The 26862-nt window shown below is 55.6% G+C and carries 28 protein-coding genes; 12 read left to right on the top strand and 16 right to left on the bottom strand.

The window, feature by feature from the left end:
* Window positions 1–236: 236 nt before the first annotated feature.
* Both AO242_RS28985 and paoC read right to left on the bottom strand, forming a co-directional pair.
* Entirely contained in the window at window positions 237–1151 is a 915-nt protein-coding gene (locus AO242_RS28985) for a LysR family transcriptional regulator (protein WP_099271386.1), read from the bottom strand.
* Between the two features lie 36 nt (window positions 1152–1187).
* On the bottom strand, window positions 1188–3398 hold the full coding sequence (gene paoC / locus AO242_RS28980) for an aldehyde oxidoreductase molybdenum-binding subunit PaoC (protein ID WP_099271385.1): 2211 nt from the start codon (window positions 3396–3398) through the stop codon (window positions 1188–1190).
* Window positions 3399–3935: 537 nt separating this feature from the next.
* Here paoC and AO242_RS30005 point away from each other — a divergent pair.
* Complete coding sequence (locus AO242_RS30005) at window positions 3936–5960, top strand: M10 family metallopeptidase C-terminal domain-containing protein (protein WP_099271384.1); 2025 nt, start codon at window positions 3936–3938, stop codon at window positions 5958–5960.
* Window positions 5961–6095: 135 nt separating this feature from the next.
* On the opposite strand, the gene tspO is transcribed toward AO242_RS30005, so the two are convergent.
* Window positions 6096–6536 (bottom strand): tryptophan-rich sensory protein TspO, encoded by a 441-nt coding sequence (gene tspO / locus AO242_RS28970; protein WP_099271383.1) that lies wholly within the window; start codon window positions 6534–6536, stop codon window positions 6096–6098.
* 224 nt (window positions 6537–6760) lie between these two features.
* On the opposite strand from tspO, the gene AO242_RS28965 reads away from it, so the two are divergent.
* A complete protein-coding gene (locus AO242_RS28965; protein WP_099271382.1) occupies window positions 6761–7384 on the top strand; it encodes a DUF7716 domain-containing protein in 624 nt (207 codons plus the stop codon).
* 7 nt (window positions 7385–7391) lie between these two features.
* Here the strand turns inward: AO242_RS28965 and AO242_RS28960 are convergent, their stop codons facing one another.
* From AO242_RS28960 to AO242_RS28925, 8 genes are all read right to left on the bottom strand, one after another.
* Window positions 7392–7979, bottom strand: a complete 588-nt coding sequence (locus AO242_RS28960; RefSeq protein WP_099271381.1) for an SMI1/KNR4 family protein — start codon at window positions 7977–7979, stop codon at window positions 7392–7394.
* An 88-nt stretch (window positions 7980–8067) separates the two neighbouring features.
* On the bottom strand, window positions 8068–8658 hold the full coding sequence (locus AO242_RS28955) for an SMI1/KNR4 family protein (RefSeq protein WP_099271380.1): 591 nt from the start codon (window positions 8656–8658) through the stop codon (window positions 8068–8070).
* 46 nt (window positions 8659–8704) lie between these two features.
* Complete coding sequence (locus AO242_RS28950) at window positions 8705–9223, bottom strand: DUF4303 domain-containing protein (RefSeq protein WP_099271379.1); 519 nt, start codon at window positions 9221–9223, stop codon at window positions 8705–8707.
* Between the two features lie 40 nt (window positions 9224–9263).
* A complete protein-coding gene (locus AO242_RS28945; protein ID WP_099271378.1) occupies window positions 9264–9593 on the bottom strand; it encodes a DUF7716 domain-containing protein in 330 nt (109 codons plus the stop codon).
* A gap of 61 nt (window positions 9594–9654) precedes the next feature.
* Window positions 9655–10200: a hypothetical protein gene (locus AO242_RS28940; protein ID WP_099271377.1), complete on the bottom strand. Its 546-nt coding sequence runs from the start codon at window positions 10198–10200 to the stop codon at window positions 9655–9657.
* 10 nt (window positions 10201–10210) lie between these two features.
* Complete coding sequence (locus tag AO242_RS28935) at window positions 10211–10585, bottom strand: hypothetical protein (RefSeq protein WP_099271376.1); 375 nt, start codon at window positions 10583–10585, stop codon at window positions 10211–10213.
* A gap of 64 nt (window positions 10586–10649) precedes the next feature.
* The gene (locus AO242_RS28930; protein WP_099271375.1) at window positions 10650–11231 is read right to left on the bottom strand and encodes a hypothetical protein; all 582 of its coding nucleotides are present in this window, start codon (window positions 11229–11231) and stop codon (window positions 10650–10652) included.
* Between the two features lie 63 nt (window positions 11232–11294).
* Entirely contained in the window at window positions 11295–11744 is a 450-nt protein-coding gene (locus AO242_RS28925) for a DUF7832 domain-containing protein (protein WP_099271374.1), read from the bottom strand.
* A gap of 165 nt (window positions 11745–11909) precedes the next feature.
* Here AO242_RS28925 and AO242_RS28920 point away from each other — a divergent pair, with 165 nt between their 5' ends.
* Window positions 11910–12296, top strand: coding sequence for a hypothetical protein (locus tag AO242_RS28920; protein ID WP_257153537.1), 387 nt, complete (start codon window positions 11910–11912; stop codon window positions 12294–12296).
* Between the two features lie 10 nt (window positions 12297–12306).
* Here AO242_RS28920 and AO242_RS28915 read toward each other — a convergent pair whose 3' ends face one another.
* Both AO242_RS28915 and AO242_RS28910 read right to left on the bottom strand, forming a co-directional pair.
* Entirely contained in the window at window positions 12307–13902 is a 1596-nt protein-coding gene (locus tag AO242_RS28915) for a J domain-containing protein (RefSeq protein WP_099271373.1), read from the bottom strand.
* Between the two features lie 3 nt (window positions 13903–13905).
* A complete protein-coding gene (locus AO242_RS28910; protein WP_099271372.1) occupies window positions 13906–15600 on the bottom strand; it encodes a molecular chaperone HscC in 1695 nt (564 codons plus the stop codon).
* A gap of 358 nt (window positions 15601–15958) precedes the next feature.
* Here AO242_RS28910 and AO242_RS28905 point away from each other — a divergent pair, with 358 nt between their 5' ends.
* The 9 genes from AO242_RS28905 to AO242_RS28865 all read left to right on the top strand — a co-directional run bounded on the left by AO242_RS28905 (window position 15959) and on the right by AO242_RS28865 (window position 24134).
* Window positions 15959–16489: a hypothetical protein gene (locus tag AO242_RS28905; RefSeq protein ID WP_257153536.1), complete on the top strand. Its 531-nt coding sequence runs from the start codon at window positions 15959–15961 to the stop codon at window positions 16487–16489.
* A gap of 77 nt (window positions 16490–16566) precedes the next feature.
* Complete coding sequence (locus tag AO242_RS28900; protein ID WP_257153535.1) at window positions 16567–17259, top strand: DUF6891 domain-containing protein; 693 nt, start codon at window positions 16567–16569, stop codon at window positions 17257–17259.
* 53 nt (window positions 17260–17312) lie between these two features.
* On the top strand, window positions 17313–17744 hold the full coding sequence (locus AO242_RS28895; RefSeq protein WP_049826948.1) for a hypothetical protein: 432 nt from the start codon (window positions 17313–17315) through the stop codon (window positions 17742–17744).
* 85 nt (window positions 17745–17829) lie between these two features.
* Window positions 17830–18651 carry a hypothetical protein gene (locus tag AO242_RS28890; protein ID WP_141562253.1) on the top strand — a complete coding sequence of 274 codons (822 nt, stop codon included), beginning with the start codon at window positions 17830–17832 and terminating at the stop codon, window positions 18649–18651.
* 127 nt (window positions 18652–18778) lie between these two features.
* On the top strand, window positions 18779–19261 hold the full coding sequence (locus AO242_RS28885) for a cell division protein (protein WP_099271369.1): 483 nt from the start codon (window positions 18779–18781) through the stop codon (window positions 19259–19261).
* A gap of 42 nt (window positions 19262–19303) precedes the next feature.
* Complete coding sequence (locus tag AO242_RS28880; protein WP_099271368.1) at window positions 19304–21769, top strand: alpha/beta fold hydrolase; 2466 nt, start codon at window positions 19304–19306, stop codon at window positions 21767–21769.
* A 42-nt stretch (window positions 21770–21811) separates the two neighbouring features.
* Entirely contained in the window at window positions 21812–22768 is a 957-nt protein-coding gene (locus AO242_RS28875; RefSeq protein WP_099271367.1) for a DKNYY domain-containing protein, read from the top strand.
* Between the two features lie 25 nt (window positions 22769–22793).
* Window positions 22794–23660: a hypothetical protein gene (locus AO242_RS29525; RefSeq protein WP_176560714.1), complete on the top strand. Its 867-nt coding sequence runs from the start codon at window positions 22794–22796 to the stop codon at window positions 23658–23660.
* A 57-nt stretch (window positions 23661–23717) separates the two neighbouring features.
* Window positions 23718–24134: an immunity 22 family protein gene (locus AO242_RS28865; protein ID WP_099271439.1), complete on the top strand. Its 417-nt coding sequence runs from the start codon at window positions 23718–23720 to the stop codon at window positions 24132–24134.
* 31 nt (window positions 24135–24165) lie between these two features.
* Here AO242_RS28865 and AO242_RS28860 read toward each other — a convergent pair whose 3' ends face one another.
* The 3 genes from AO242_RS28860 to AO242_RS28850 all read right to left on the bottom strand — a co-directional run bounded on the left by AO242_RS28860 (window position 24166) and on the right by AO242_RS28850 (window position 26840).
* The gene (locus AO242_RS28860; protein ID WP_099271366.1) at window positions 24166–24642 is read right to left on the bottom strand and encodes a thioesterase family protein; all 477 of its coding nucleotides are present in this window, start codon (window positions 24640–24642) and stop codon (window positions 24166–24168) included.
* 162 nt (window positions 24643–24804) lie between these two features.
* Window positions 24805–25770, bottom strand: a complete 966-nt coding sequence (locus tag AO242_RS28855) for an L-carnitine dehydrogenase (RefSeq protein ID WP_099271365.1) — start codon at window positions 25768–25770, stop codon at window positions 24805–24807.
* 182 nt (window positions 25771–25952) lie between these two features.
* On the bottom strand, window positions 25953–26840 hold the full coding sequence (locus tag AO242_RS28850; protein WP_099271364.1) for a 3-keto-5-aminohexanoate cleavage protein: 888 nt from the start codon (window positions 26838–26840) through the stop codon (window positions 25953–25955).
* Window positions 26841–26862 lie beyond the last annotated feature (22 nt).

The following is a 26862-nucleotide window of genomic DNA, read 5'->3' as shown; positions in this document are numbered from 1 at the left end:
AGTCGAGCGCTTTTATGGCTATATGCATAATGGGGTATTGCCAAGACGTAATTAAGTGTCGAGCGCCTGCCAGCGTGTAACGACTTAGCCAAACTTCCGGCCCGCCGTACGTGTGATATTGAATGCGTTTCATGATACGTCTCCGAACCTGGTCCTATAGTTGAGCTGGCTTCGGAGTTGAATCTATAGCGGGATGTGGACAGTTTTTGTCACCATTCGGATGGGGCATGCCAACGCTATGGAAGGGGACCCATCGGTTCGAGTTCGCGGATGAGGTCAATGAGCAGGCGAAGGCCTACAGGAACCAGCCTGAAGCTTGAGTAGTAAATGTGAAAACCCGGATCGTAATGAGTCCAGTCCTCCAGAACTCGCTGCAGCGAGCCTTCCGCAATCTGTCGTTCAACGACCGTCGCGGGAACGTACATCAAGCCGGCGCCACGCATCGCCATTGCTACACCGACGCGGGTTTCATCAATCGTTATGGTGCCGGGCGCGTCAATCTCCATCTGTTGATCCTCTTTCGAGAATTGCCAGTGATAGATGCGTGCGTTACCCAGGCGTACGCGTAGACAACGGTGTTGGTATAGATCTTCCGGATGTTTCGGGGTACCGAATCGCTCAAGGTAATCAGGCGCTCCAACAACGGCCCATGCTACATCGGGAGACAGGCGTTGAGCGATCATGTCTTCGGGGACCGTACCGCCAAAACGAATGCCTGCATCGTGGCCGTCGCCGATGATATCGACCATCCGGTTGGTCACGGTCAGGTCGACCTCGATGTTCGGATAGCGATCGACGAATACCGGCAGCACAGGCCCCAACAGCAATTTGGCTCCGTCACTCAAGACGTTCAGACGAATACGCCCGGCGGGCTCATCACGTAAGCGGTTCAGAGACTCAAGCGCTTGCCCGATATCCTCTATCGGAGAGCTGATGAGGCCCTGCAACTCCTCACCGGCAGCCGTGAGCGTCACGCTTCGGGTTGTGCGATTAAGCAGCCGAACACCAAGCCGCGCTTCAAGGCCTTTCATGGCATGGCTCAGCGCTGACGCACTGATGCCCACCTCCAGGCCCGCCTTTCTGAAGCTCTGATGCCGAGCGATGGCGAGGAAATAAACAATATCGGCCAAATTCGTCCGGCTGAGCTGCATCGATGACTCCGTAGCCAAGTGAGTTGAAGGGTAAGGTCAGCCCAGAGCGGGCAAATGATCAATGAGCTTATCGAGCGTGATGGGGTAATCGCGAACCCTTATGCCGGTCGCGTTGTAGACAGCGTTGGCAATCGCCGCAGCGGCTCCGGAAATACCAAGCTCGCCGACACCCTTGGCCTTGAGAGGTGTTGCGTAAGGGTCTACTTCATCCAGAAAAATAACCTCTTGATGAGGGATGTCGGCATGCACCGGTACCTCGTAGCTGGCAAGATCGTGATTAACAAAAAATCCCAGGCGATGATCCACAATCATTTCTTCCATAAGCGCTGCACCAGCGCCCATGGTCATCCCGCCAATGATCTGGCTGCGGGCTGTTTTGGGGTTGAGTATCCGTCCTGCTGCACAGACCGCCAACTGGCGGCGAATGCGAATTTCTCCTGTGGCGGCATGGACGCCGACCTCGACAAAATGAGCGCCAAAGGTTTGCTGGGCATACTGTTTTGCCAGGTTGCCGAACTCCATGACGTCCTCGGCCATTACGTCGCCGTCCATTGCCGCTTGTGCCAATGGCATGCTTTTCAGACCATCACGAATCTGGCCATCGATAAATTCCGCTGTGGTTGGGTCCAGTCCCAACTTCGTCGCGATGGCTTCCCTGAGTTTCACACAGGCAGCGTAGACGCCCGCCGTGGATGAGGCTGCACCCCATTGGCCGCCTGACCCGGAGGACTCCGGGAAGCGTGAATCCCCTAAATGCACGTTTACCTTGTCCATGCCCACACCCATCATTTCCGCTGCAGTCTGGGCAATGATTGTGTAGGAGCCAGTTCCGATGTCTGTCATGTCGGTTTCTACCGTGACGATGCCATCGCGATCCAGCCGGACGCGAGCGGCGGATTTCGTGGTGGGCGCTCCACGGATGGCAGATGCCATGCCGATGCCGGTCCACCAGCCGTCATGCAGCTCCTTGGCTGGAAGGGGGTTGCGTCGAGCCCAGCCGAAACGATCAGCTCCCGTATTCAGGCACTCGACTAACTGGCGCTGCGAAAATGGGCGATCTGGCTGCTCCGGATCTACCTGAGTGTCGTTGATGACGCGAAACTTCACAGGATCGATGCCCAGTTTCTCAGCCATTTCGTCCATGGCAATTTCCAGCGCCATCATGCCTGGAGCCTCACCGGGCGCTCGCATGGCGCTGCCTTCAGCCAGGTCAAGTTTGGCCAGGTACAAACGGGTCATGCGGTTCGCGCCCGCGTACAACGTTCGGGTTGATGCGGTGGCGGCTTCAGTACGACCACCGCGCAGATTGCCGGACCAACTCTCATGGCCAATGGCGGTGAGTGTGCCGTCCGGATTGGCACCCAGCCGTATTCTTTGAATCGTCGCTGGCCTATGGGTCAGGTTGTTGAACATCAGCGGGCGGGGAAGCGCTACTTTTACCGGCCGCCCGGCTTCTCTGGCCGCAAGAGAGGCCAACACGGCGTCACACAAAATGGTGCCTTTTCCGCCAAAACCGCCGCCAATGTAAGGCGAGATCAAGTGAATGTTGTCTTTGGGGATTCCCAGTGTCTTGGCCAGATCTCTGACGCCCCAGTTCATTTGCTGAATGGACGTCCATAGCGTCAGTTTGTCTCCTTGCCATTGAGCAATGGTGGCATGGGGTTCCATCATCGCGTGGGCATGATCCGGGGTGGTGTAGTGACCGTCGAGGGTGAAAGCTGCTTGCTTAAACGTGCCTTCGAAATCCCCGATAGCGGTTTGTGGAGGAGGGCCGAACGCACCCGGTGGGGGTGTCCTGGCCGACTCGAGCTGCGCTGCAAGGTCATAGGCACCAGCCTCTTTGACGTAATCGATGCGAAGCAATGCCGAGGCAGCCCGGGCTTGTTCGAACGTGTGCGCAACGACGATTGCTACTGCCTGGTGATAGTGATCCACCTCAGGACCGGCGAGTGCGCGATCAACGTAAAATTCACCCCTGTCCAAATGCCCGGCATTCTCATAGGTGACGATTGCAATAACGCCGCTGGCCTGGCGTGCTTCGCTCGAGTCAATTGAGGAGATCCGGCCTTTGCCAATGGATGCACCTAATACATAGCCATAGGCGGGCGCGCTGGCAGTGGCCTGCTGTTCGTAAGCATAGGTCGCCGTGCCAGTTGTTTTCAGTCTGCCTTCAACACGATCCTTGGGGTGACCAATCACTTTCATCTGATCGATGGGGTTGGTGCTCGCAGGCGTCTCAAACTTCATGGGGCTTACTCCTTGTCAATCGACCGCCGTCTTGCGTCGCAGGTGCACTGAATGAAAACAGGTGTGATGGACTTTTCCATGGCTGGAGCCTATGGCACCAGGCTTGCGCTGATAACAGGGCTTTACAACATGAATCCATGAGCAGGGCTCAGCAGTACTACGTGAACTTCATGCAGTCTGTAGGACCGAATTTATTCGGGAAGAGATCGGTACATCCGCCACATCATTGCTGTCTGGAATGCCGTCTTCCCGGATGAATCCGGTCCTACCAGCCTCGCGGCAAACATAGGGCCTGTAGGAGCTGCCGAAGGCTGCGATCGCGGCGTGTCAGGAGAAAGGCTTCGCAGCCTTTGGCAGCTCCTACAGAAAATGCATCGCCCGTACATCACCTAAAAACCGCCCAAATCCATTGCTGAACAGATTTCTGGCACATGTTGCATCATTCGAGGTCAGAGTTTTGCTCGGTCGTCCGACATCTCGGCGAGCGCCCGTACTCCACTTTGACGTGGATCCCATGACGTTTAAAGGATTGGCAACATGGAAGAGCAACGCACGCATACCGTGATTACAGCCCCTGGGCAGGTTTATGTAGACCCCACAAACTTGGGTGATAAGGCCAGCAGCGTCGCCATGCAGGCGGATGGCAAGATACTGGTTGCCGGCTTCAGTACCTATGTTCTGGGGCGTTTGGGCGATTCTTATGAAGAGCACGAAACACGCGACAACTATTCGGTGATTCGCCTCAATACGGACGGTACGCTGGACACCACCTTTGGAGAAGACGGCGTGGTGATGGTTCAGGCTAGCGTAGACCAGGACCAGGGTATCTATATGACGGTACAGCCGGACGGCCATATCCTGTCAGCCGTCGCCGGGCCGTTGGGCGTACGTGTTCAGCGCTTCAATGAGGACGGCGTACCGGATACCTCCTTTGGTGGCGCGGGGGTTGTTGACGTCGATATCCCGCCCGCCGACAACGGCGGACATATTACGGTGAACCCGGACGGGACCCTCTACATCACGGGCATGGAGGGTGACTACCCTGCCGTGGCCAAGCTCAACGCTGACGGTTCCCTGGCCACTGAGTTTGGTGAGAACGGCAAGTTCACCTTCACCGGTGGAGGTGAATTCATCGGGGTTTACAATTCGACGACAGTACAACCCGACGGCAGCTTTCTGTTCGGCGGCAACTACTCGGCAATGAGTGACTACTCCTACAGCATCGCCAGGGTCTCTGCTGACGGCGAACTGGACACCAGCTTTGCTGACAACGGCACCCTGGTGTTCGAACAGTCGTTTGGGCTACAAGGGCAATCTGCTGTCACTGTGCAGCCCGATGGCAAGATCATCGTTGCAGGTACCAGCACGACTTACGACGCCGCTACGGTAGTGCGCCTCAACGCGGATGGCAGCTTTGATACCAGCTTTGGCGACAACGGTGTTGTACACCCGGCATTGGGTGCTAATGAAGGCTACTCTGCGCGCGGCGTAACGGTGCAGGAAGACGGAAAAATCGTGGTTGTCGGCCAGGCTGGTTACGCTATTACCCGCCTTAATGCTGACGGATCTCTGGATACTACGTTCGGTAGTCAGGACGGTAATCGCCACATTGATGGCTGGACCGGCGCGGACAACCTGATTGGCAACGATCAGGCTGAAATCATAAAGGGTCTGGGCGGCGATGACGTATTGCAGGGTAACGGCGGGCGGGACGTCCTGATCGGCGGCACCGGCGCTGACATTTTCAGGTTCGACGCGGTGGGCGACAGCTTCCGTACCGGCACCACTACTGGCAGTGACCGTATTGTTGATTTCGACGCGACTCAAGATCGTATCGACCTGATTGGCATGGGTTTTACAGGCCTGGGTAATGGTCTGGACGGCACGCTTTCACTTCAGGTGAACGCAGAGGGTACGCGTACCTACCTGAAAAACTTTGAAACCAACGCTCAAGGGCAACGCTTCGAACTGGTGCTTGAGGGGAATTACCTCGATCAGTTGAACACCGACAACCTGGTATTCGAACCGGTGAACATCAAAGGCACCGCAGGCGCTGACGTGATCAACGGCTCGGCCATCGCCGAGATAATCCAGGGACTGGGCGGTAACGACCATATCAATGGCGGCGGGGGAGATGACGTTATCCAGAGTGGTGCCGGTCGCGACATCCTGGACGGCGGAGAGGGCGCAGATACCTTCCTCTACACCTCCATCCGCGATAGCTACCGCACAGCCACGGACAGCTTCTCCGACGTCATTGAAAACTTCGACAAGAGGTTTGATCACATCGATGTCTCGGCACTGGGCTTTACCGGGTTCGGAGATGGTACTGGCGACACGCTTAAACTCAGTTACAACGCAGAGTTGGGCCGCACTTACCTCAAGAACTACGAGACCAACGATCTGGGCCAGCGCTTTGAGTTAACCCTGGACGAACGCTGGCCGTTGACGGAGCTGCAAGACACCGTAATCTTCGCGCCGCAGAGCGTCGCCGCCGCATCTGTAGAGGTGGAGTTGGTGGGCGCTCAATCAGAACCTGCGCAGGATTGGGCGTTCTCCTGAGTTATAGAGCCTGAGTTAGAAAGGCTGAGTTATAGAGCCTGAGCTGCTCTTTCTAGCACTTGTGAAACAAAGAGCCCCGGTAGCTTTGCAGGCTACCGGGGCTCTTTAGTGATGTCCGTGCGCACAGAATTAACGTTAACGGTTGTGCCGAAGAATATAAAAATTCAGCGCTGCCGCTACGGAGAGCCACGCCAGATAGGGCAGTAAAATGAGCCCCGTAACGATGTCCAGCTGAAAAGACATCACGACCATGGTGGCGACCACTGCCCAAAGCAGCGCAAGCACTACCATCGCAATGGCGATGCGGTGCGCGCCAAAGAATACCGGTGTCCACAACGTGTTCAGCGCTATTTGTGCAGCCCAAAGCGCGAGCACGATCTCGCTGCCGGGGATCAGGGTCAAGCGATACCCTGCCCATGCGATCAGCAGATAGATCGTCGTCCACGCCACCGGGAAGGCCCAGTTCGGTGGGGTGAAGCCTGGCTTTTGAAGTGACTCGTACCAGGCCCCGGGTTTGAAGATGATGCCCGTTGCGGCTGCAGCACAGCATGCGAGTAGATAAATGTAGAAGGTCATAGGTATCCCTGAACGGAGAACGTGTGATTCTGAAAAGGCAGTGCCTGTATCGGAATTGGATACTTATGTGATGAAAAAGTCCGTGCGGGATTCAACAATCAGCGGCGTTCGGTGTTCGATACCATTGCCCCTTCTTGGCATGCACTCAGGACCTGCTCATCAGACCCGTTTTCCTGAAGCCTTGGTATAGTCACCGCTCATTACGCGCAAGGAGACGTTGCAGGATGTTCAAGCTCAAGTCGTTTCGCGAAACCGTCGAGGCTATTGCTGCATGCTCTGATGATCGGGCTTTATGGAACCGATACGTCTGGGTCTACGTTCAGGGCGACACAGCATTGCTGGATAGCCGCTTTTACCTGGTTTCGCGCGACGATGAGGACGAGGATGAGCGTCGCGTTTCGGAATTTGGCGCCCAGCATGACCTGTCCTCGTGCCTGGAAGCGGCTACTTTTGCAGACGTGTTGTCTGTACAGAAGCGCCAGCAGCCGCACTCTAGCCTGGAGGACTACGCCATCGCCCTTGAGCACTACTCTGAGCGGGATGCCTTTCTGGAGGTGCCCGGCGGTGATGACCCAAAGGCAGCAGAACCTGGTTTGGCGCGGGACTTGTACGCCGAGTACGATCTTTTTCTGGCTGAATGCGCGCCTGAGCGGTTGAGTGTCGCGGCGAGAGAGGTCAGCGCGGTACTTGAAATCAACGTTGCCAGTGCGCTAGCGGGATGTCGGGCGTTGCCCTTGTGTCTGGGAGAGCGCATAAACGGCGATCAGTGTATGCAGATCGAGGCGCGTTTTTCCGCGCTCTCGATTCCGTTGCAGCGAGTGACCCATCGCTCATTTCCCTGGCAGTAAGCAGGCGTCAGGCCTCCCGGCGAATGAACGGGTAGTCGTAATCAATCAGTAGTTGCAGGTAATGATCGAAGCTGGGCGCAATCACTTCATAGTTATCCGGGTCATGCAGAAAGCGCATGATCTGACCCACTGTCCCGCCCGGTGACGGATTGAAATCAATATACAGTCTGGAAGTGCCCCCGTTGTTGAGGCAATTTGAAAAGCAAAGCCGCTCGTTCATGCCCACCGTGCGATCAATGCCTTCTCCGGCCAGCTCGCCTTCCTCATCCGGCCAGCCTTCATAAATTTCGTCGATGCTTTCGGTACAAAAGCCGTCAGCCTCGGCAAGGATGTCTTCTACCGAATTCAGGTAGTAAGGCAAACCCGCCAGATCGGAGCCCAGCATCAGTACTACGGACTCGTCGTCCGGGTATTCCCAATGCGTGCCGTCGAAATGGCCAAGCAGTTGCAACAGGCTAGCCGGGCACAACGGATAACGTTCGGTGAGCCGCTGCAAGTCTGCCGCAGAAGCACCGTGTGCGTGCTTCAGTAGATCGAGATCTTCGGCCGGTAACACCTCGCGCAGACCGGCAAGATAAGTTTCGACGAGGCTCATGATGGGGTGCCTTTAAAAAGAAAAACTGGATTCAGGTTGCCACGTTTATCGTCCAGGCTGAGCTGTAAAACCCTGGACTTACAAAACGTCAGTAGTCTTCATCCTCGAAAACGAAGGCGTAATTATCGTCAATCAACTGTTGCAGGTACTGATCGAAGCTCGGCGCAATCACCTTGTAACTGTCAGGATCGTGAAGAAAGCGCACGACCTGACCCACATTGCCGCCGGGCCCTGGATTAAAGTCGATATACAGTCTGGAACTGCCGCCATTGTTCATGCAGTGCGAGAAACACAGACGCTCATGCATGCCCAGCGTTATGTCGATCCCGGGGCCGACGAGGTCGGGTTCGTCAAGATAGCCTGCATAAATTTGTTCAATGCTTCGGGTGTAAGTCTCAATTTCTTCAAGGATCTGATCGACCGAACTGAGGTAGTAGGGGTACTCGAATACATCGGAGCCCAGTATCAGGACCATGACTCTGCCGTCCGGATAATCCCGGTAATGCGTGCCGTCGATCTGGCCGAGCAATTCAAGAAGGCTTGCCGGGCACAACGGATAACGATCGGTGAGCCGCTGCAGGTCAGCCGCTGAAGCGCCGTGTGCACGTTTCAGCTCATTGAGTTGTTCGGCTGGTAAGGCTTTGTGCAGGCCGGCGAGGTAGGTATCGACGATGCTCATGATTCAAGTCCTTGTATAACTATTGGATATCCCGGTATTCGCGGTTTCAGCTGGAGGGTGACTCCATCCATGTCCTGAATTCGTCGGCCTGGTCTGGAGTGTTGAGAGCGGTAACCCAGGCAATCTCGTCTTCCGGGCACTCAAAGTCCGAAACCGCAAACACGTAAATGGCATTGTCGAAGGTCGTTGTCAGCTTTTTCAGGGCGATGACAGATTGCTCGAATACATGTTTGCGATGTGCCACGAAATTGTCCTCGGTGGTCGCGTCGGCAAGGTTCCAGAGCATTTTGCACAGATCGTTGAAGTAATCCCCGGCGTAGGCTTCGTGGCTCCATTCGGCGGGATACCACTTGAGGTATTGCCATTCCTCGGGATATTCAGCTTTGACACGTTCCAAATGGTCTTGAGTGTTAAAGGCGGGTACCAGCGTTCGTGCATCGCCATCGGAATACAGCGCGAATCCGCAGACCTTTGCGTTCGGGAAGTCCGCTCGAAACTGTTCGATGGCGCTCATGGACGCCTTCAGGACATCCCGTTGAAACTGCTCAATGTTCAAAGTCGACATGGGGTTCTCGTGACGGCTTATGGCTAACGATCATCGTTCATCAGCGCGGGTCTGGCTGAAATTCCATGAACGCATCGTTTTGGTAAAAGAATTCGAACGCCTGGAAGTAGTTCTCCAGCGATGCGTGAGTCAATTGCTGGTCGGCGTTGAAGATGACGTCCTCAATCATGGCCTTTTCCAGTGCCGCTACCCAACCTTCGCTGGCCACCTGCGGGGGCAGGTAATCGGTGGAATCCGGAGCGAAATCCCGGCTGTCCAATGAGAACGCGCCGCGGGTGTCCAGCGTCCATTGAGTCGCTGGCAAGTAGAACCAGCTGTCAGGCATGTCTGCGATATTCTGCAGTACTTCGCGAATGCTGTAAGTTTTCATCAGGCCTCACTCAGGCTGTTCAAGCAGCGGTATCTAATCATTCCATCAGGTTGAAAAACAATCACAGCCTATGGGGTGAAGTCATTGCTTCGATTAATTCAAAGGTGGCGGGCTCTGCCGAAGAAGTGGCTGCTGCCTGCTCCAGCAAGTTAGCGAGAACATGCTGCTCTGCGGCCGTCAGTTCCATTTGTAGGTAGTCAGGGTCGCGCTCGTAGTACAGCAAATCAACGTTTTCCAGGGTCATGTTGATACTACGCTGCAATAGAGCAGCGTCGCCGGTGGCTGTCGCTTCTATCAGATAAAACAGGGCGATAAACGCGTTTTGTGCATAGCTCGCTTCCTGCTCACTGAACTCATCAGTATCAGGTATGTGGGCCTCGATATTTGCGTGCAGGTCGCTGCTCTCGCTGGCTCGTCCGGCGATGTAGACCGATAAACCGTGGCAAAAAAGATCTGCCAGACATTGGTTATAACGACGATCAAACATCTCGACCAGACGCAGACTTCTGAGCGTATAGCTGGCGATCACCAGTCTTTGTTGCTGCGCGGATAGCGCCTGATAGTCAGGCTGGTGGATTAGGTCGTGTACGGGGTCGATGTCTTCCATTTGATTACGCTCAGTCCTCTTCAACGACAGCTTTGATCAATGCCTCAAGGGATGAAAAAACCTCTGCGTCATCGATGAAAGGATTTCCCGAGTCCTGCAGGTAAAACCGAGGCTCTGCCGAGCGCTCCAGTAATACAAAGCGACCGCCAGAGTCGTCACCAATGAGCAGGTGATCAGGAAAAGACGTCGCTATGTCGTAGGTCTCTTGCCGTTCAGCGATGTGGTCCGTGGAATAAATGAGCACAAGGTCTTCGATCATCGCGCCGTTGCACTGTGCCCAGAACCCGGTTATCCATGCCTCCGGTTTTATATCGCACTGCTGCATGGCCATAGCGATGTCTTCGGCACTCGCAGGCGGATTTTTGTAGTCGTAGCGCAAGCTCATTGGAGTACACCCATTGAATTAAAAGCCTGAGGCGGCTACTGAATAGGAGATTAACTCCACGTGTTCATTCAAAAAAGAACTTCATAAAGCCATCCACGTCGGCGCCCTCAACGTTGCCTACTACGTCCCTGACTCTATCCAGAAAGGCAGGTTTGGGATTCAGGTCGTCGTCGAGGGTGTCATCGTTGAATTCCTGCAATTGCACCGTGATCCCGGCTTGTAAGGCGTTGAGCAATGAAACGATATCTGAAGCGACCTTGAACGACCTTTTCTGAATCGATCCGTAAATGGCAGAACAGGCATCGTGGCGGTCATAAACCAGCACATCGCCATTGCGATCTGCGAAAACGGTGAAGCCTTCTTTCCAGCCCCACGCAGGGTCTTCATCGTCTGTGACATGCCAACCTTGCTGTGCTTGTTCCAGCCTCAGTGGGCCATAAAGTTCCAGGCCGAAGTCTGCGCCAATCATGGGGTCGGCCGAGAGGTCTATGTGCTCGAAATACCTGCGCATCAGGCCCGCTTGCGGCATCTCGGCGATGGCCGGAAGATTAGCCGGGGCGGCGTTAAAGGTGAGGGCCCCGAGCGAGCCAGGCCAAGCATTGAATTGCGCTACAAACCGTTCAAATGCCTGCAACGACTCATCCATGCTATTTCCCTCTGACCGTACGTTGATGTTGAAGAAAAGCGTAATGCTCGTCGCCAGGCTCGTTCAAATAATATGTTCGGGCCGCCCGGCTGCATTCCAGGCCGTAAATCTTGAATCCATGGCGGCAGACAGTTGGTCGTAATGGGCCCAGCTGTCCTCTACGCTGTAGAGGGTTTTAATGCTGACGCCAAAGGTCAGCAAGTAGTCATCGACGTAACGACTGTCGTTGTTCAAACCTTCGTAATAGGCAACGGCAAATGCATTGCCGGTTTCAGAGAACTCCTGGTCGGTCAGCTTTTCGTCCAGTACGGTCATTAGAAACTGTGCGCCGGTGAGGGTGCGAGCCTTGAGTTGGGCAAGTTCGCTCTCGGCGTCATCTTCCAGTTCTTCGCTGGCCAGGTTATTCATCAGCATCCACGCGAGAAACATACCGATATGAGTGGCGCCAGCCGCTTTTGGCAGATGCTTGGGGAAGGTGCCCAGGTAGTGCCAGGCAGCATCGTCGTATTTCATGTGTTGCTCCATTCAGAAGGTACATATGAGTCACGAAGAGCAAGTCATGCAGGTGATGACCAAAGTCGATCTCAGTGCGATATGCTCATGCCCTAAAGACGTCGTGCAACAGTTTTGTAATGGGGGCACTGAGTGCTGCGTGTCCTCAGTTGTGGATTTCCGGAGATGTTTTTCATGATTGTTCGAGATTTGAATGCATTGTGGAGTCTCGTTCGCGCAGACGGTTTTTTTGAAGCGTTGTGTGCAGGCAACCCTGACTGGGACTCTATGCTTGATGCCCGCGATGAGGCGGGGTTTGATGAGCAATGGACCCAGCATCGCCTCATTGTGCAAAGCACTCCACTGACCGGTGAGGTGATTGAAAACATCACCCTGTTGAGAGAGTGGGTATTCAAAAATGTTTTTTCAGTCTCGGACAATGCCGAGCTTGCAGGCTATGTCAGCGATGATTTCGGTCTGATTGCTTATCACCTCGAAAGCAATACGGACTCTGCGTGGGTAACGGGGCTACTGGATGCTTATGTCCACAACCAGTTCCCCCACAGCCCTTGATGCGCAGCCATCAACTTTTAGTCAGCACGGTGCCGGGCATGTGCAGTTGCACATAGCCGATGACACACAGCATTGAAACACCAAACAGCCATTGCAACGGGCTGAGTCCGGCAATCCGATAGATCGCCTGCAACGGCTTTCGCCAGCGGTACTGACGGTCTGTCGGCGCGGAGCCGGTAAACCGCAGCAGGCCTATGGCCCCGGTCAACACGTAAGTTGCGAGGCCGAGTATCCCGAGCAACTTCCAGATTAGAAATCCGAGTGCTAAATAACCGCCGCTGTTACGAATCACCAGATAACGACGATCCTTGATCAGCTTGTGTCGCACACACCATAGGCTGATTTGCAGATCCACGTCATACAGGTATTGCGTCAGCGAGGCCCAATGGGTCAGCAACCATTTACCGACATAAGCCGCCAACACACCGCCCGCGATATAGAGTGGCAGCAGGATTATTGTGACCGTGAACATGAAGTCGGGTTGATCCATGCTGTTCAGTATCAGGCCGAGGGTGATGACGCAGGCGCTGCGTTTCAGCCCGTAGGGCGGCGCCTTGTGTACGACAAGTGCCTCCCAGAACCTGGGGTTGTGGTTAGGGAATATTCCCAGCAGGTCAGGGTACTGACTGGCAAAAATCCCTGACAGTTGTTCGCAGGCGTGCCAGTCTTCCTCGCCAAAATCAGCAGCCAGTTGCGCTTGCTGTGCAGGGGCGGTGCAGAGCAGAAACAGAGTCGCGGCATTGGCGCGCGCACTGGGTTGTTGTTCGCGCAGTTGCATGAGGCTACGTAACTCGTTAAGCCAGGCTTGTTGCTCGCAGCGCCGACGCAGGTATTGCCATGACTTATCCGCAATGGGCACCACTGCCGCTTCATCATCCCAGCCGAACAACTGGCAGACGCGCTGGAACAGTGCGGGCGACCAGCTTTCAGTGTTGAGGAACAGATTCAGGACGTGCACCTGCAGTGCCTGGCGGCGTGAAAAATCACTGAGCCAGCCTTGACGGCTGTGCTGCTCCAGGCAGTCGAAAAAATACGCGTCTTCGCCTGCAGCCATGTGCTGATCAAGGCGGTTATAAAGCACTGTGGTGAGAGCAAAGGCAAGCCGTTGTTGCTGAAACTCGCCACCAATGATCTGCTGCCACGGCGTCAGCCATTGACGTTTTTCCAGACCCCACGTCAATAGCGCAGTGTGCGCTTCAGGGTGGTCTGCACATCGCTGGAACAGAAGACGCTCGAACTCAGGCCCACAGCCTTTGGCCGAGGCTTTATCCCAATACTGCTCAACGTCTGCGTCATCAAATCCGGACAACAGCTCGACGGCTTGCTCGTAGGGTGAAGGTGTCGGGTTTAGAGGCTCATGGGGGTGGCTTCTGACAACAAAGGGTTCAGCCATGAAGTCAGCAGCAGCTTGCTCGCTCTCGTCCAGGCCGCCATCACGCATGATCTGCAAGGCTTGCTCATACGCTTCACGCAGTCGCTGGAAGGCGACCGGATCTTCGTCCGGGCGCGTGGTCTTTAGCTGTCTGGCGTATTGGCGCTTGATGCTGCGCTCATCGGATCCGGCGGGCAGGCCCAGTACTTCCCAGCAATCGAAAGTCGACACCATGGCTCAGTACCCGCCGCCTCTTTCCAGCCGCGCGATGCGCTCGCTCAGGTCACTACGGGCCTGACGAATGATGTGTTCGTCCTGGGTTGCCAATGCCTGCTGAAACCGATTCGCACAGCGGTCAATCTCCTCACGAAGATCGCCCAGGCTCTCCTGATACATGCGCTCAAGACGGGCGACCAGCAGCGTATTGATTTGCTGATCACGGGGATGCACTTTCAGTTCGGCAAGCGCTTGCAGACGCTCGGCAATTTCTTTGCTGCTCAATACGCCCGGGTTATTTTCGATGACCAGTACATGCTGCTCGCCGGTCAGGGGAATGCTGACCTGACATTCCAGAATGCCATTGTTGTCGTAGGTAAAGCGTACGTCGAGGTCCACGGGGCCTTTTTGTGGTGGGACGGGAATATCCAGTTCACCCAAGGCAATGTTGTCGCGCACCAGACGACTTTCGCCCTGGTAAATGCAGACCATCACACTGTCCTGAAAATCATCAACCGTCGACACAGTTTTAACCCGGCTCACCGGGACCGTGCTGTTGCGTTCAATGATCGGTAAATAGTGGCCGCCCTCACGCTCCCTGCCGACTCTTTGCGAAATCTCGATGCCCATGGTGTAAGAGCAGACGTCCGTAAGTATCACTTCCTCAAGTGCAGCACTGCGTGATTTCAACGCAGCCTGTATGGCTGCGCCGTGAGCCACGGCTTCGTCAGGGTTGAGATGAATCGAAGGAAAACGACCGAACAGGCCGGCGGCAAGTTTACGAACCAGCGGCATACGTGTGGTGCCGCCCACCAGCAATACTTCGTCGAGTTCGTTGATGCGGATTTTGGCATCACGCAACGCGCGTTCGATGGGGTTGCGCAGACGTTCAAGCAAGGGCGCAAACAAGGTGCTCATATCGTCCTGGGTGAAAACGTGCTTCCACTCTTTGCCATCTACCCGCAAAACGAACTCGCTGTCGTTATCCTGCCCCAGTGCCTGGCGCACGCGTTCGGCTTCGCGGCGTAGCGGCTGGATGATCGACTGTGGTGCCGGAAAATCAGGCTGATCGCGTTGGGTCTGGATGAAGCGCTCGGCCAGCAAATGGTCGAAGTCTTCACCGCCCAGGTAGTTGTCGCCGGCGCTGGCACGGACCTCCACGACGCCGTCGAAGAGCTCAAGAATTGACACATCAAAGGTGCCGCCGCCCAGGTCGAAGACCAGGAACGAAGTCTCTTTGTCGCGCTGAGGCAAGCCATAGGCCAATGCGGCTGCGGTCGGTTCGTTGATCAGTTTGTCGACTTTCAGCCCGGCCAGTTCACCCGCGATGCGGGTGGCCTTGCGCTGGGCATCACTGAAATAGGCCGGGACGCTGATGACAGCCTCGGTCACCGGTTCGCCGTAAGCGCGCTCAACATCTTCCTTGAGACTGCGCAGTACCAGCGCCGACAATTCCTCGGGGCGAAATGACCGTGAACCCAATTGAACGGTATGGGCGCTGCCCATGTGTCGTTTGAACAACGCTGCGGTCTGGCCGGGATGAGTATGCAGGCGCTCGCGTGCAGCCTGGCCAACCAGTATCCGGCCTTCCTCATCCAGCCCTACGACCGAAGGGGTCAGGACATGGCCCAGTACATTGGGCACCAGCACGCTGGCATCGTTATGCCAGACGGCAACCAGACTGTTAGTGGTGCCCAGGTCAATTCCGACAATCATTAATCTATTCCCTATCCCTGGTTGACGGCGCGTTACTGTTAATTAATTAGCCTGAGGGCTGAACGTAGCCATTTGAGATCACCTTTTGAAATGTTGGTTCAATACTGGCACGCTCGAGTAATCGGTGAGAGATTCGATATCTCCCTGCAATGACAATTCTCGCGAAGAGGCTGGTGCATCCTGTCGTTGATCCTGATCTTGTAGGACTGGCTTTAGCCGGGAGAGCCGTATTTTTGCCGAATAAAATCTGGCGAATACTCTGACGACCTCCCGGCTAAAGCCGGTCCTACAGACTGCGTAAATTTTGTGGAAGTGACGAATGAAAACTGAGGCAAACATAGAAACCTTCAGCCCCGGTGTGGTGATTTTCGACCCCGTCGTGTTGCACCGTTTTATCGCTGAGCAGTGTCCTGATGCTTCAAACCTCTTTGAGGTGTTCGTCGAAAAAAGCGAAACAGGGCGGTTGGCTGTGCAGAGCGGTGCGGTGGTGCCCTTGTATCCGCTGCCCGAAGAAGACTATGTATTTCGTTTGCGTGATGAGCTCACGTTTCCCTTTGAACAATGCAGCGAGGCGGTTTTTCGATACACGGATATACCATTGAATATCATCAGTGGCCTGTTGATTGTTGCCGATCTGAATGCCTTGACGGATTGGGAGCCTGAGTTCTTTCTGAATTACAAAGCCCGGCTCTCGGACCGCCTGGCGAACAGTGACTATCTGGATATTTCGCCGGGGCTCTACGCATTGAGCATCACTGGCTTCAGCGAATTGAATGAAGGCTTCCCAAGCAGCGTGTATGAGTTGGGCATCACGACTGTCGAGTCGTTGCCGGTTGTGCGTGATGAGGCAAATTTTGATCAATGGGATTTCAGGATCAATCGGGCATAAACAAGTTTTCGCGCCAGCAGGAGGTTTTTCCTGAGTAAAAAACATGCATAGAGAACTACAACCCGATTCATGAGTCCATGACAGGCGCATGCAAGGATGTGCAGTTTTTATTGGCTGATCAGTCACCAGAGACAACAGTATCAGTATTGATTGTTTACGCTGGCGAGGTGTCAATGGCAGACAGTAATGAGTACGTTGCGGACAGCATACGGATGTGGGTGTCGTCTGGCTTCTACACGGCTGAAGAAATGCACGCGATGATCGATGACATTATTGACGGCGACTGTGATGTTCCCGCGCTGAAGGCGTTGATCCTGCCGGAGCTGCAACGCAAGCTCGACGCAGAGCGTAACTGGCCGCAGGTAACTGCCTGCGATCGACTCGATGATGTGTTCTATCACCTCCATGAAGACGGTATCTGTGCCCTCCAGAATGCGGGCTATGAGACGTCGGATGGTTTTACGGAAGTGGCTGAAGTGCTTGACGAAGCCCCCGATGATCATTACCACGGCTTTTGCTTTTATCATGGGCAAGACGTTGAATGCGTGGTTAAGAGTGATGTTCTGTACATCGCCTTTGGGGCGATCAACGATGATCCTGCACAGGCTCTCAAGGTGGGGCAACGGTTGGCCACAGTGTTGAAAGCTGCTGGGTTTGAAGTCGTCTGGAATGAAACCGTCGAGCGGTGTGTGGAAGTTCACAACTTCAAGTGGCAACGCAGAAGTCCAGTGACTGACAGCGGACTGGATGCGTTATCCACGCTTCATTAATGTTTTTATTTATGTATTATCCCCGGACTTTTTCTCGCTAAGGAAGACAATCGATGTCAGTCATCAGGAGTGTTTGGGCAGTGCTTTTCAGTATCTGCCTGTTGGGTTCATCCGTTGCAATGGCCGAAGAGGCCCGCCCGGAAGTCGCTGATAAAATTTTCGCTTACAGTGGCGAGAAGGGCGTCAAGGTCTGGGTCCTGCGCATCGGCGATCGGTCTGCCAATGAAGCATTGGTGCAGGTGGCGGGTGTCGATCACGAGTGGAACTTGCGCATTCAGAAGATGAAAGTCGAGAACACCAACAAGGACACTCGTTATTCCGTTCAGAGGGACGGCAAGCCCTACGAAGTACTGCGACTTGATCGAGATAATGGCGAGCTTTACCTGCCTGGTGAAAGCCATGAACTGCGTGTCAGCTACAACGACGAGTTGTCCATGACCGGCCGTCCGCAGTGGTTCCTGACAGAGTTCCTTGACCAGAAGTAAGGTTGTTGTCTGGCCTGATCGCATCGCATGTGCGCTCGGGCCTGTCAATATCAGGAGATCCTGTTCATTGGGAAAGGTCGACAGCGTGAACAATGCACCTGAAGCAGCCATGATCTGCGTAGACATGAACGGCAAGGATCCGATGCTGGACATTCCCTGGCCAGAGATACAAGGCAACCAGGCTGTATTTATCGAGCGGATTAAACTCGAGCAAGCAGACCTGGAGATTCTGGGCAGCCAGATTGAAAGGGAACTCTATCTGTTTGGCGGCAAAGTCAGTACCGGTGAAGTCCACCCTGAATATGGTGAATTGTTCTCGGTTCATTACCTGGTCATAGAGAAACAACTGAACAGTGGAACGCTGATTTACCACCCACTCTCACAAAATGGAGAAGTGACGTACAGCCGCAAAGGGGAGGCCACGCGGCCTGTTTGCGTTGACATGATCAAAAAGAAAGACATTCTCTTTCTGCGTCGCCCACCCAGATGGAATGCGTCCGAGGCCAGCATCCCGGCCTGTAACGGACAAATGTTCCATTTCTGTTCACAGGTGTACCTTCCGCAAACCGCGACCAATCGTAAATCCCTGACCTTTGTTACCACCGTGTTTTTATTTGTACACGTGCTGGAGCAGGATGAATTACGGGTGCAGCTTTTCGCTCAGGACACTTCGGAGCAAACCGCTGAAGGGCACTATCGGCTGGAAAGCCAGATGATGCGCTTTGAAGAAGACTACAACGAACCTACGGTTGTTTTGCAGCTCATTCGGGCCGGCAACAAACTCTTCCACGAGTACCTGCTCAATCATCCCAGGGCCAGCAAACAAACGCTGGAGTTGCTGGCAGAGCACGGTAAAACCAAAGCGCTCAAAGCCGAGGCTGCTAAAAGGGCTTCGACCAAAACCTGATGCCCTAATGGTGAAGCGGTTACGTCGCAAGGTTTCTCGATCAGCCCCCGTGCGGGCGAGGGTTAATGTACTTAGCCCGTTAGCAAACCTTTAAATGGCGTCTTCAACGGACGCTGCAGGACGCAGAATGTCGTACTCATTTCTTACTCGCCGACGCTCGTTGGTGATGTGGCTTTATGTGATGGTGTCAGGGCATTTGCTGGCGAGCATGGTACTCACATGGACCGCTCAGTCAGGCCTGTTCGATAATTACCTGAGCTCCCTTGAAGAGGTTTTCTGGACTGGCGCGGCGCCGACGTCTGCCCGGGCTCAACAGACGTGGTGGCTCGCCTTGTTTGGCGCGACGCTGCAAAGCTATTCGTTATACATGCTGGCCCTGGTGCACATTGGCAATCGCCAGAAAACGCCGATGGTCTGGGGTTGGTTGATTGCAGGTCTGGTGCTCTGGGCGCCTCAGGACATACTGCTCTCAATTCAAGTCGGGGTCTGGTCGCATCTGTGGCTCGACACTTTTGCACTGCTCATGCTGCTGCCACCTTTGGTGTGGCTGTATCGCCTTGACCGTAAGCATCAACGTGGCGCCATAGGGCAGGGACCCAGCAATGTCTGACCGAATGCTTCTGAGCATGGCGACTTTACTTGAGGCGCGCGCATGAGCAAGCCACTTCTGTATCTGTTGGCGGGCAACGGCAGTAGCGCCGAATGGTGGGACGACGCGCTGCCTTACTTCGAGCACTATCAGGTTACCGCCCTGGAGCTGCCAGGCTTTGGCAGCAACCCTGAGCCGCCTTGCGAAGACCTGGCGAGCTACTCCGAGGCACTGTTAGCCGCGACCGTGAGCGGCAGCGCTATCGTGGCGGTGGGGGTCAATGCTCTGCTGGTGATGCATGCGCTGCAACGTCGGCCTGGGCATTTCTGCAGGAGCGTCTTGCTGGCGCCGGTGGGTGCGTTTCTCTGGCAACGTCGTTTGCCTGCATTGATGTCGCCACTGCCGATTCGCAAAACCATCCATTGGCTATTGGCCAACAAGCCCACATTGTTTGCCCGCAAGTTCTCCCGGCAGNCATTGTTTGCCCGCAAGTTCCCCCGGCAGCCCTGGCCCGCCAGTCACTATCAGCGCATGGGTGACGGGTATGCCCGCTGCCGTGCGTTCATGCCGTATTGGGACTTGTTGCGGGCCGACACCGCGCTGCCTTTGCTGGAGTGGGTGCAAGACCCGATCGAGCTGGTGTGGGGCGATCAGGATGGAGTGTTGGGCATTGAGCAGGCAGCGGCATGGTCGGCTATTCTGGCCCGCGCTGACCTGACCATCAGTTTGCAGCCGGGCTGGGGCCATTATCCGTGGATCGATTCGCCAGCCGCATTTGTACAATGGCTGGAATCGAAGCAGCGCGGGTTTGTCGCCCATACCAAAGGTGGACGCTTGCGTCTGGCCGCCTGCGCCGGGCAACCGGTACCGCCGGCGTTGTCACTGGTAAAGGGAGACGATCACGGTCTGTCTGCATTTCTTTCCAGCCAGCCGGATGCCACTTGGGCGGTGCGCTCCTCCAGTTTTGGCGAGGACCAGGCCGACTCTGCGAACGCGGGCCTGAGCACTACTTTCCTGCGCGAACCTGCGCTTAACGTATCTGCGCGTATCGCCGAGCTGCACGACGCGGGTGTTGAAGAAGTGGTTGTGCAGCGGTTCATCACGCCGGTGCTTTCCGGAATTGCTTTCGTTCGCCACCTGGCCGTCGAGCTGGAGTGGGTCGAGGGCCACCTTGAATCTCTGGCTGACGGCCAGGCAAGCCCTGAGCGCGCTGTTATTTCCCGTCTGGGTGAGTCCTGGAGCAGTCACGCGTTCAAGTCAGCTCACGGTTTGACCCAGGAAAAACTCTGGGACTTTCTGCAAGGTGTACTGCGGGTCTTTCACTATGTGCCGGGCGATGTCGAGTGGGCGTGGGACGGCCGACAACTGTGGCTGCTGCAGTATCGACCGATCAGTGATTACGGCTGGCGTCGTCACTTGACCGCGGCCAACATCGCCGAGATCCTGCCGCCTCAGCCCAGCCGTCTGGTGGAGTACGCTCAGCGCCGCGCTGCTGGCAGTATTCCGGCAATCATGGCGCGCTGGGATCCTCGGGTGTTGCAGGACAACGAACCGTTTACCGCCTTGTTCGGCGGTGCTTCCTATATCAACAATGATCTGTTTCTCGCTCGCCTGGCCGACTGGGGCGTTGCCTCCAGCAGCTACGCCGGTGAAGTCGGCGGCGCAACGCCGCACCTGCCTTGGCGGCCCATGCGATTGCTGCGTTCGCTGCCACTGTTCCTGCGCATGCAACGCATCGCGCGCGGGCATTTGCTGACGCTGGAAAAGCAATTGCAGCGTTTTGACCGGGAACTCAGCGCCCTCCAGGCACAAGATGCTGATGGCAGGCAGTTTGCCGACTGGTTCACCCGTTTTTATGTGTTCGTGGTGCAGGGCAACCTGTGCATTGCAACCGCACTTGCCAGCAGTGGCGGCGACCTCTTTGGCCGCCCGCCGACCGCTTACCATGACCTTGAGCACTGTCCTCATCGCTTGCCGTGGGAAACTGATCCGGCTACTGCTCGTCCGCCTTTGACAGACCTGCCGTTGCAGCCATTCCCGACATGGTCGAGCGCTATAAAACTGGCGCATTGCGCCGGTTTGCCCGGTCTGCGTGGCTATTATCTGCAAGTGCGAGAGTGGTATCGCGACAATCTGATGAGGGTGTTTTTTCGTCTGCATCACGCCATGCCAATGACTGAACGAGCTTACTGGTTTGAGCCGCACGCGGATGTTCGCAACCGTGCTGGCAGTTTTTGGCAGGACGGCAGTGAGGGAACCGAACACGCCGCCGGGTTCATGATTTATCCGGGGCAAGTGCAGGGTGTTCTGGGTGAGGATATTTTGCTCGAGGACACTCTGGACCCCGGGCGTCACGCTCATTATCAGAATGCCCGTGCGGTGATTGCACGCATGGGAGGGCGTCTGTCACATGGCTCGACCCTGCTGCGTGAGCTTCGTAAGCCCTCGGCGGTGATGCCCGATGTAGACCCCGCGTGGCTGGGGCGCGAGGTGCGGTATGTCGATGGTGCGTTAACGCTGGTCGAGTGAACAGGCGCGCCACCCCTTGGCGGCGTCAACAGGTTGCTGTGCATGGAGCAGGAAATGCCAAACAGAAGTCGTGCCCTGGAACGCTGTTCGACGGCGCAAATAGTGGTGCTGTGTTTTACGTGTTGGCTGCCGCTGACGAGTCAGGCGTTTGAGACGTTCAGCTGTACCGAAAGCTGGTTTGATACGACCTTTGCCGAGACCTTCGCGAACCCTCGCCCACCTGATCGGGAGCGCGACTGTTCGAAGGAGAAAGATGCTGTGCGAAAAGACAGTTTCCAGATCGTTGATGGCCGCGTGTACTTGGGTGCAGTGTCCCGCGAGCGCGAAAGCCCCTGCAGCGGTACAGGCGTTGGATCAGTAGCGCAGGGGCTCAACCCGGTGTGTTACCTGCCTGCCAGGTTGCAAATCCACGAAACGTTCGAACGACGCACATTCTGGTTGCTCAGTACCGATGCGGCACACTTTCGAGTCGCACGCTCCAGTCAGGCTGGCTTGACGCCTGATCAGGCGAATCAAGTCGCTGCTTACTCAATGGACAGCACCACGGTATATCTCGGTGCTACCCGGATTGAAGGCGCCGACCCCAAGAGTTTTGAAGTCATTTTTCCTTTCGGTGACTATTCAGCGGTCAATCTCAATGCCAAAGATAAGTTGCAGCGCTACTCGTATGCCAGGGATAACCAGCATCTTTTCATTGGTGAATGGTCGCTCCCACCCATCGATCTCACCAAGGTTGAATGGCTGAGCGGGCACTGCACCGGGGAAATAATGGAGTGCCAGAACACCACCTACGCCAAGCCACTGGTAGGTAAAGTCGGGAACGACATCCTGTTTCTTTACAAGAGCGCGCGTCCTACGCTTTTTCGTAACCTCGCTACTGCAGATTTTGAATTGTCGCGGGAAGGTTTCAAGAGCTATGTCATCAGTGGTGGGAAGCGCTACCTGATTGAACACGGGTTCATGGAAGAAGCTAAGTTGGTTGCTCAACCGCAAGGTTGAACCTAAGAAAAGAGGCGTCTAAACAGTGAAAACAATCAAGTGGGTTGATGATGCCGTGCTCGTTGTTGAAGTGGCTGAGGGTGTTTATACCCTTGCCCAGATGCGAGAACATGGCTTGATGGAGTTTTTTGACACCTTCAGAACGGTCGATGAATGGGAGGGCGTTGATTTAAATAACAGTCCCATTCTGTTCTGCCTCTTTATTGCCTCCAAGCCGGTCAAGAAACTTTTCCTGCGTTTTTTAGCCGCAGGTGAAGTGAAGGTCAATGAACGCCCGATACTCAAAAAAATGCTGAGTTTCAGATGGGTCTCAGAGGACACATACACCGCTGACCTCATAGAACTGAGCGACCGTTACTCGAGTATCGGGGCGAGGGTGCTGAAGTCTGATCTATGCCCTGAGAAAGACCTTGAGATCATTGAAAGTCATGACTTCTGCGGCGTTGCCGGCGACCCGGTCAAACTGCAGGAAAGGCTGCGGTTTTTTTACGACACGGCGATCAACTGGGATGACAGCAAGCAATTTATTTTTCCGGCACTAAAAACTCCAGAGGCGCTGCTTTTGTCTCGCAAGAAAAGCGCCGAGGCTTTGATGCCTGAACCGGATGTAAAAACGGGACTTCAGTTGCTGGAAGGGGATGAAGAGCTTCTGGCTAAAATTTATCCTGTGGTCTCTGCACTTTATGCTGAAGTGCTGAAATTACAGGGCGCCGATGCGGCTGATCGCGCGCTGCCGCTGTTCGAAAAAGCAGTGCTGCACATCAATCAGTTTGAAGATGAGATTGAAACGGTAGAGCGCGAGTCCCTGATGGAGGTGCTGTACCAATTAGGGGAAAGAGTCGGCCTGTCCAGAGACACTGAGTTTCTTGAACAGTGGCGGGGCGACTGGTAGCGGCGGGGCGGTTCAATGTTCGAAAAGCCCTGGCGCCAAACATACAAGGGTGCGTCAATGATCACGTACGATTTCGATAATTATGACAAGGTCCATGTGTGGATAGGCACTAGCTTTGCGCCCGAAAGCGAATATCAAAGATATTTTGAACTGGATTACTCCACGGAGGATGGCTTTGATGATCCTGACTACCGGATCTGCGGGTTCTGCAAGGATGTGGGCATCAAATGGTATGACGAAGATTTTATCGGCATCATCCCGCGGCGCGACAACCTGGTCACGGTTGATGAAATCCTGCAGGACGCTCCGATTGATGCAAGTGATTGGGATAGAGCCAAGGCTGCCTGCGCAGCCTTAGGCATCACCGAAGCCAACGCGATTTTCTGGTACACCGACGGTGATGGGGTAATCAGCGTCCCACCTGAAAATAGTTATAACGGTTTACGCTATCTTGGGTTGTTCGAAGGGAGCTGATTATCGGGCTGTGGTTTGCATGCAAACCTCCTCAAACTTTTGCGTGCAAACCAATGACTCGGCCGAGCAGGGCGGGCCTTGGCAGCTCGGATTGTTCAGCGCTTATCGCATCAAGTTTTTCCCGTGTGGCCTCGGTAAAAACGGTTGCGTGCGGGCCGGCCAGGTCTACGTGTAACAACATCTGCTCATTACCAGCCAGTTCCATGTCATCGCCGACCAGATGCAGGCTGTGATAGAGGTGCAGGCGCTTGGCGTCGAAGGCAATCAATTGGGTATGCACCTCAACCTCGGCGCCGAGTTTGACTTCGTGCAGATAATTCAGGTGCAATTCCAGAGTGAACAGCGAGTGACCGCTGACTTCGCGGTTATCACTGTCCAGGCCCAGAGCATCCATCAGCCCGTCAGTGGCGTAGCTGAAGATCAGCAGGTAGAACGCGTCGCGAAGGTGGCCGTTATAGTCGACCCAGGCGGGTTCAACTTGGGTGGTATAGGTAGTCAGTGCTGGCATTTTGGCGATTCCTGTAGGACCGGCTTTAGCCGGGAGGGCGATATTTCTTGCGAAAGATATTTAACGTATTTCCCGGCGCCCTCCCGGCTAAAGCCGGTCCTACGTGGAAGGGGGGGGCGCGAAACTATGGGTGCACAACTCACCGCCGCCAGCTCCCGAGGGTTATTCGGCAAAGGTCATGCCGTGCTTGATTTTGGTAGTTTTCACCGCCTCCAGCACGGCGAGCAAACAATCATCACGGTAGCGCTCCAGCTCTGAAATACTGCGTTCACCTAGCTGATCACTCGTGCCGTCGACCACATCGTCGATCAGTTTTTCGGTCAGATCCGGCGCAGTCAGGTAGGTCCACGGCAACTGCAACGCCGGGCCGAACTGCGCCATGAAGTGACGCATGCCCGCGTCGCCACCTGCCAATGTGTAGGTGAGAAAGGTGCCCATGAACGACCAGCGCAACCCGGCACCGAAGCGAATCGCGTCATCGATTTCGCCGGTGGTCGCCACGCCGTCATTGACTAGGTGCAGCGCCTCGCGCCATAGCGCTTCGAGCAAGCGATCAGCGATAAAGCCGGGGACTTCCTTACGCACATGCAGCGGGCGCATGCCGAGGGATTCATACACCTTGATCGCCGCTTGAATAGCCTCCGGAGCGGTGTTTTTGCCGCCCACCACTTCAACCAATGGCAGCAGGTACACCGGATTGAACGGATGGCCGACCACGCAGCGCTCCGGATTCACGGAACCTTCGTAGAATGCACTTGGCAGCAGCCCGGACGTACTTGAACCAATCAATACATTCGGCCTGGCTGCCGCGCTGATCCTGCTGTGCAAATCCAGTTTCAATTCCAGGCGTTCCGGGGCGCTTTCCTGGATGAAGTCGGCGTCTCTGACACATTCTTCGATAGTGGCGACAAAGCGCAAGCGGGTCTGGGATGCACCGGGCGCCAGGCCCTGTTGCTCCAGGGCGCCCCAGGCATTGGCAACACGTTTGCGCAGCGCGGCTTCGGCACCGGGCGCAGGGTCCCAGGCGACCACATCCAGGCCATGGGCGAGGGCGCGGGACACCCAGCCGCTGCCGATGACGCCGCTGCCGAGCGCGGCGAAGGTTTTGATTTCAGTGATAAAGCTCATGGCGACGTTCCTGAAGAGTGCTGTGATTCGATGTACAAGCCGGTCCCTTGCGGGATCTTTTAAAGCGCATTTGTAGGACCGGCTTTAGCCGGGAGGAGGGCAATGCGTACGCTGCATTTTTTCATCAGAAATACCTCCCTCCCGGCTAAAGCCGGTCCTATGACGTTGGAGTCGTGCAGGCGTTAGCAGCGCTTGGTAAGGCCCATCTTGATGCGGCCTTCCGCCGGGGTCATGACCCGCGCGCCAAGGCGGCTGAGAATTTCACTGGCGCGTTCCACGAGTTGGCCATTGGTGGCAAGCACGCCCTTGTCCAGCCACAGGTTGTCCTCCAGGCCGACCCGCACGTTGCCGCCCAGCAACACCGCTTGCGCGGCCATCGGCATCTGCATGCGGCCGATGCCAAAACCGGCCCACACCGCGTCGGCGGGCAGGTTATCGACCATGGCTTTCATGGTGGTGGTGTCGGCCGGTGCGCCCCATGGAATACCCAGGCACAGCTGGAACAGCGGGTTATCGAGCAGCCCTTCCTTGATCATCTGCTTGGCGAACCACAGGTGGCCGGTATCGAAAATTTCCAGCTCAGCCTTCACGCCCAGTGCCTGGATACGCTTGGCACCGGCACGCAATTGCGACGGAGTGGACACATAAATAGTGTCGCCATCACCAAAGTTCAGGGTGCCGCAGTCGAGGGTGCAGATTTCCGGCAGCAGTTCCTCGACGTGGGCCAGACGCGTCAGCGGCCCGACAAGATCGGTGTTGGGACCAAACTCCATCGGGTGCTCGCCGCTGCCAATCTCCAGATCGCCACCCATACCAGCGGTGAGGTTGACGATAATGTCGATATCGGCCTCCCGGATACGCTCCATCACTTCGCGGTACAAGGCCACGTCGCGACTGAATTTGCCGGTGTGCGGGTCGCGCACATGGCAGTGCACCACCGTCGCACCTGCCTTGGCGGCCTCGACTGCGGCTGCAGCGATTTGTTTGGGCGTGACCGGTACGTGAGGGCTTCTGGCGGTCGTGTCGCCAGCACCGGTGAGTGCGCAGGTGATGATGACGTCGTGGTTCATGGGTTGGCTCCTTACAGACGTG

This window comes from Pseudomonas sp. ICMP 561, assembly GCF_002699985.1.
Taxonomy (GTDB): Bacteria; Pseudomonadota; Gammaproteobacteria; order Pseudomonadales; family Pseudomonadaceae; genus Aquipseudomonas; species Aquipseudomonas quasicaspiana.
The sequence above is the reverse complement of the archived record's forward strand: the minus strand, read 5'-3'. Positions and strand labels throughout refer to the sequence as shown.

What these genes read in the sequence shown, in the direction of transcription:
- AO242_RS28965 (WP_099271382.1), top strand. Translation starts at nt 6,761, where the DNA reads ATGTTCAAGCTCAAGTCGTTTCGCGAAACCGTCGAGGCTATTGCTGCA.
- AO242_RS28935 (WP_099271376.1), bottom strand. Translation starts at nt 10,585, where the DNA reads ATGAGCTTGCGCTACGACTACAAAAATCCGCCTGCGAGTGCCGAAGAC.
- AO242_RS28900 (WP_257153535.1), top strand. Translation starts at nt 16,567, where the DNA reads ATGACAGGCGCATGCAAGGATGTGCAGTTTTTATTGGCTGATCAGTCA.
- AO242_RS28960 (WP_099271381.1), bottom strand. Translation starts at nt 7,979, where the DNA reads ATGAGCCTCGTCGAAACTTATCTTGCCGGTCTGCGCGAGGTGTTACCG.
- AO242_RS28860 (WP_099271366.1), bottom strand. Translation starts at nt 24,642, where the DNA reads ATGCCAGCACTGACTACCTATACCACCCAAGTTGAACCCGCCTGGGTC.
- AO242_RS28950 (WP_099271379.1), bottom strand. Translation starts at nt 9,223, where the DNA reads ATGTCGACTTTGAACATTGAGCAGTTTCAACGGGATGTCCTGAAGGCG.
- tspO (WP_099271383.1), bottom strand. Translation starts at nt 6,536, where the DNA reads ATGACCTTCTACATTTATCTACTCGCATGCTGTGCTGCAGCCGCAACG.
- AO242_RS28925 (WP_099271374.1), bottom strand. Translation starts at nt 11,744, where the DNA reads ATGAAATACGACGATGCTGCCTGGCACTACCTGGGCACCTTCCCCAAG.
- AO242_RS28855 (WP_099271365.1), bottom strand. Translation starts at nt 25,770, where the DNA reads ATGAGCTTTATCACTGAAATCAAAACCTTCGCCGCGCTCGGCAGCGGC.
- AO242_RS28865 (WP_099271439.1), top strand. Translation starts at nt 23,718, where the DNA reads ATGATCACGTACGATTTCGATAATTATGACAAGGTCCATGTGTGGATA.
- paoC (WP_099271385.1), bottom strand. Translation starts at nt 3,398, where the DNA reads ATGAAGTTTGAGACGCCTGCGAGCACCAACCCCATCGATCAGATGAAA.
- AO242_RS28985 (WP_099271386.1), bottom strand. Translation starts at nt 1,151, where the DNA reads ATGCAGCTCAGCCGGACGAATTTGGCCGATATTGTTTATTTCCTCGCC.
- AO242_RS28940 (WP_099271377.1), bottom strand. Translation starts at nt 10,200, where the DNA reads ATGGAAGACATCGACCCCGTACACGACCTAATCCACCAGCCTGACTAT.
- AO242_RS28930 (WP_099271375.1), bottom strand. Translation starts at nt 11,231, where the DNA reads ATGGATGAGTCGTTGCAGGCATTTGAACGGTTTGTAGCGCAATTCAAT.
- AO242_RS28945 (WP_099271378.1), bottom strand. Translation starts at nt 9,593, where the DNA reads ATGAAAACTTACAGCATTCGCGAAGTACTGCAGAATATCGCAGACATG.
- AO242_RS28915 (WP_099271373.1), bottom strand. Translation starts at nt 13,902, where the DNA reads ATGGTGTCGACTTTCGATTGCTGGGAAGTACTGGGCCTGCCCGCCGGA.
- AO242_RS28885 (WP_099271369.1), top strand. Translation starts at nt 18,779, where the DNA reads ATGTCGTACTCATTTCTTACTCGCCGACGCTCGTTGGTGATGTGGCTT.
- AO242_RS28910 (WP_099271372.1), bottom strand. Translation starts at nt 15,600, where the DNA reads ATGATTGTCGGAATTGACCTGGGCACCACTAACAGTCTGGTTGCCGTC.
- AO242_RS28955 (WP_099271380.1), bottom strand. Translation starts at nt 8,658, where the DNA reads ATGAGCATCGTCGATACCTACCTCGCCGGCCTGCACAAAGCCTTACCA.
- AO242_RS28895 (WP_049826948.1), top strand. Translation starts at nt 17,313, where the DNA reads ATGTCAGTCATCAGGAGTGTTTGGGCAGTGCTTTTCAGTATCTGCCTG.
- AO242_RS28875 (WP_099271367.1), top strand. Translation starts at nt 21,812, where the DNA reads ATGGAGCAGGAAATGCCAAACAGAAGTCGTGCCCTGGAACGCTGTTCG.
- AO242_RS30005 (WP_099271384.1), top strand. Translation starts at nt 3,936, where the DNA reads ATGGAAGAGCAACGCACGCATACCGTGATTACAGCCCCTGGGCAGGTT.
- AO242_RS28920 (WP_257153537.1), top strand. Translation starts at nt 11,910, where the DNA reads ATGTTTTTCATGATTGTTCGAGATTTGAATGCATTGTGGAGTCTCGTT.
- AO242_RS28850 (WP_099271364.1), bottom strand. Translation starts at nt 26,840, where the DNA reads ATGAACCACGACGTCATCATCACCTGCGCACTCACCGGTGCTGGCGAC.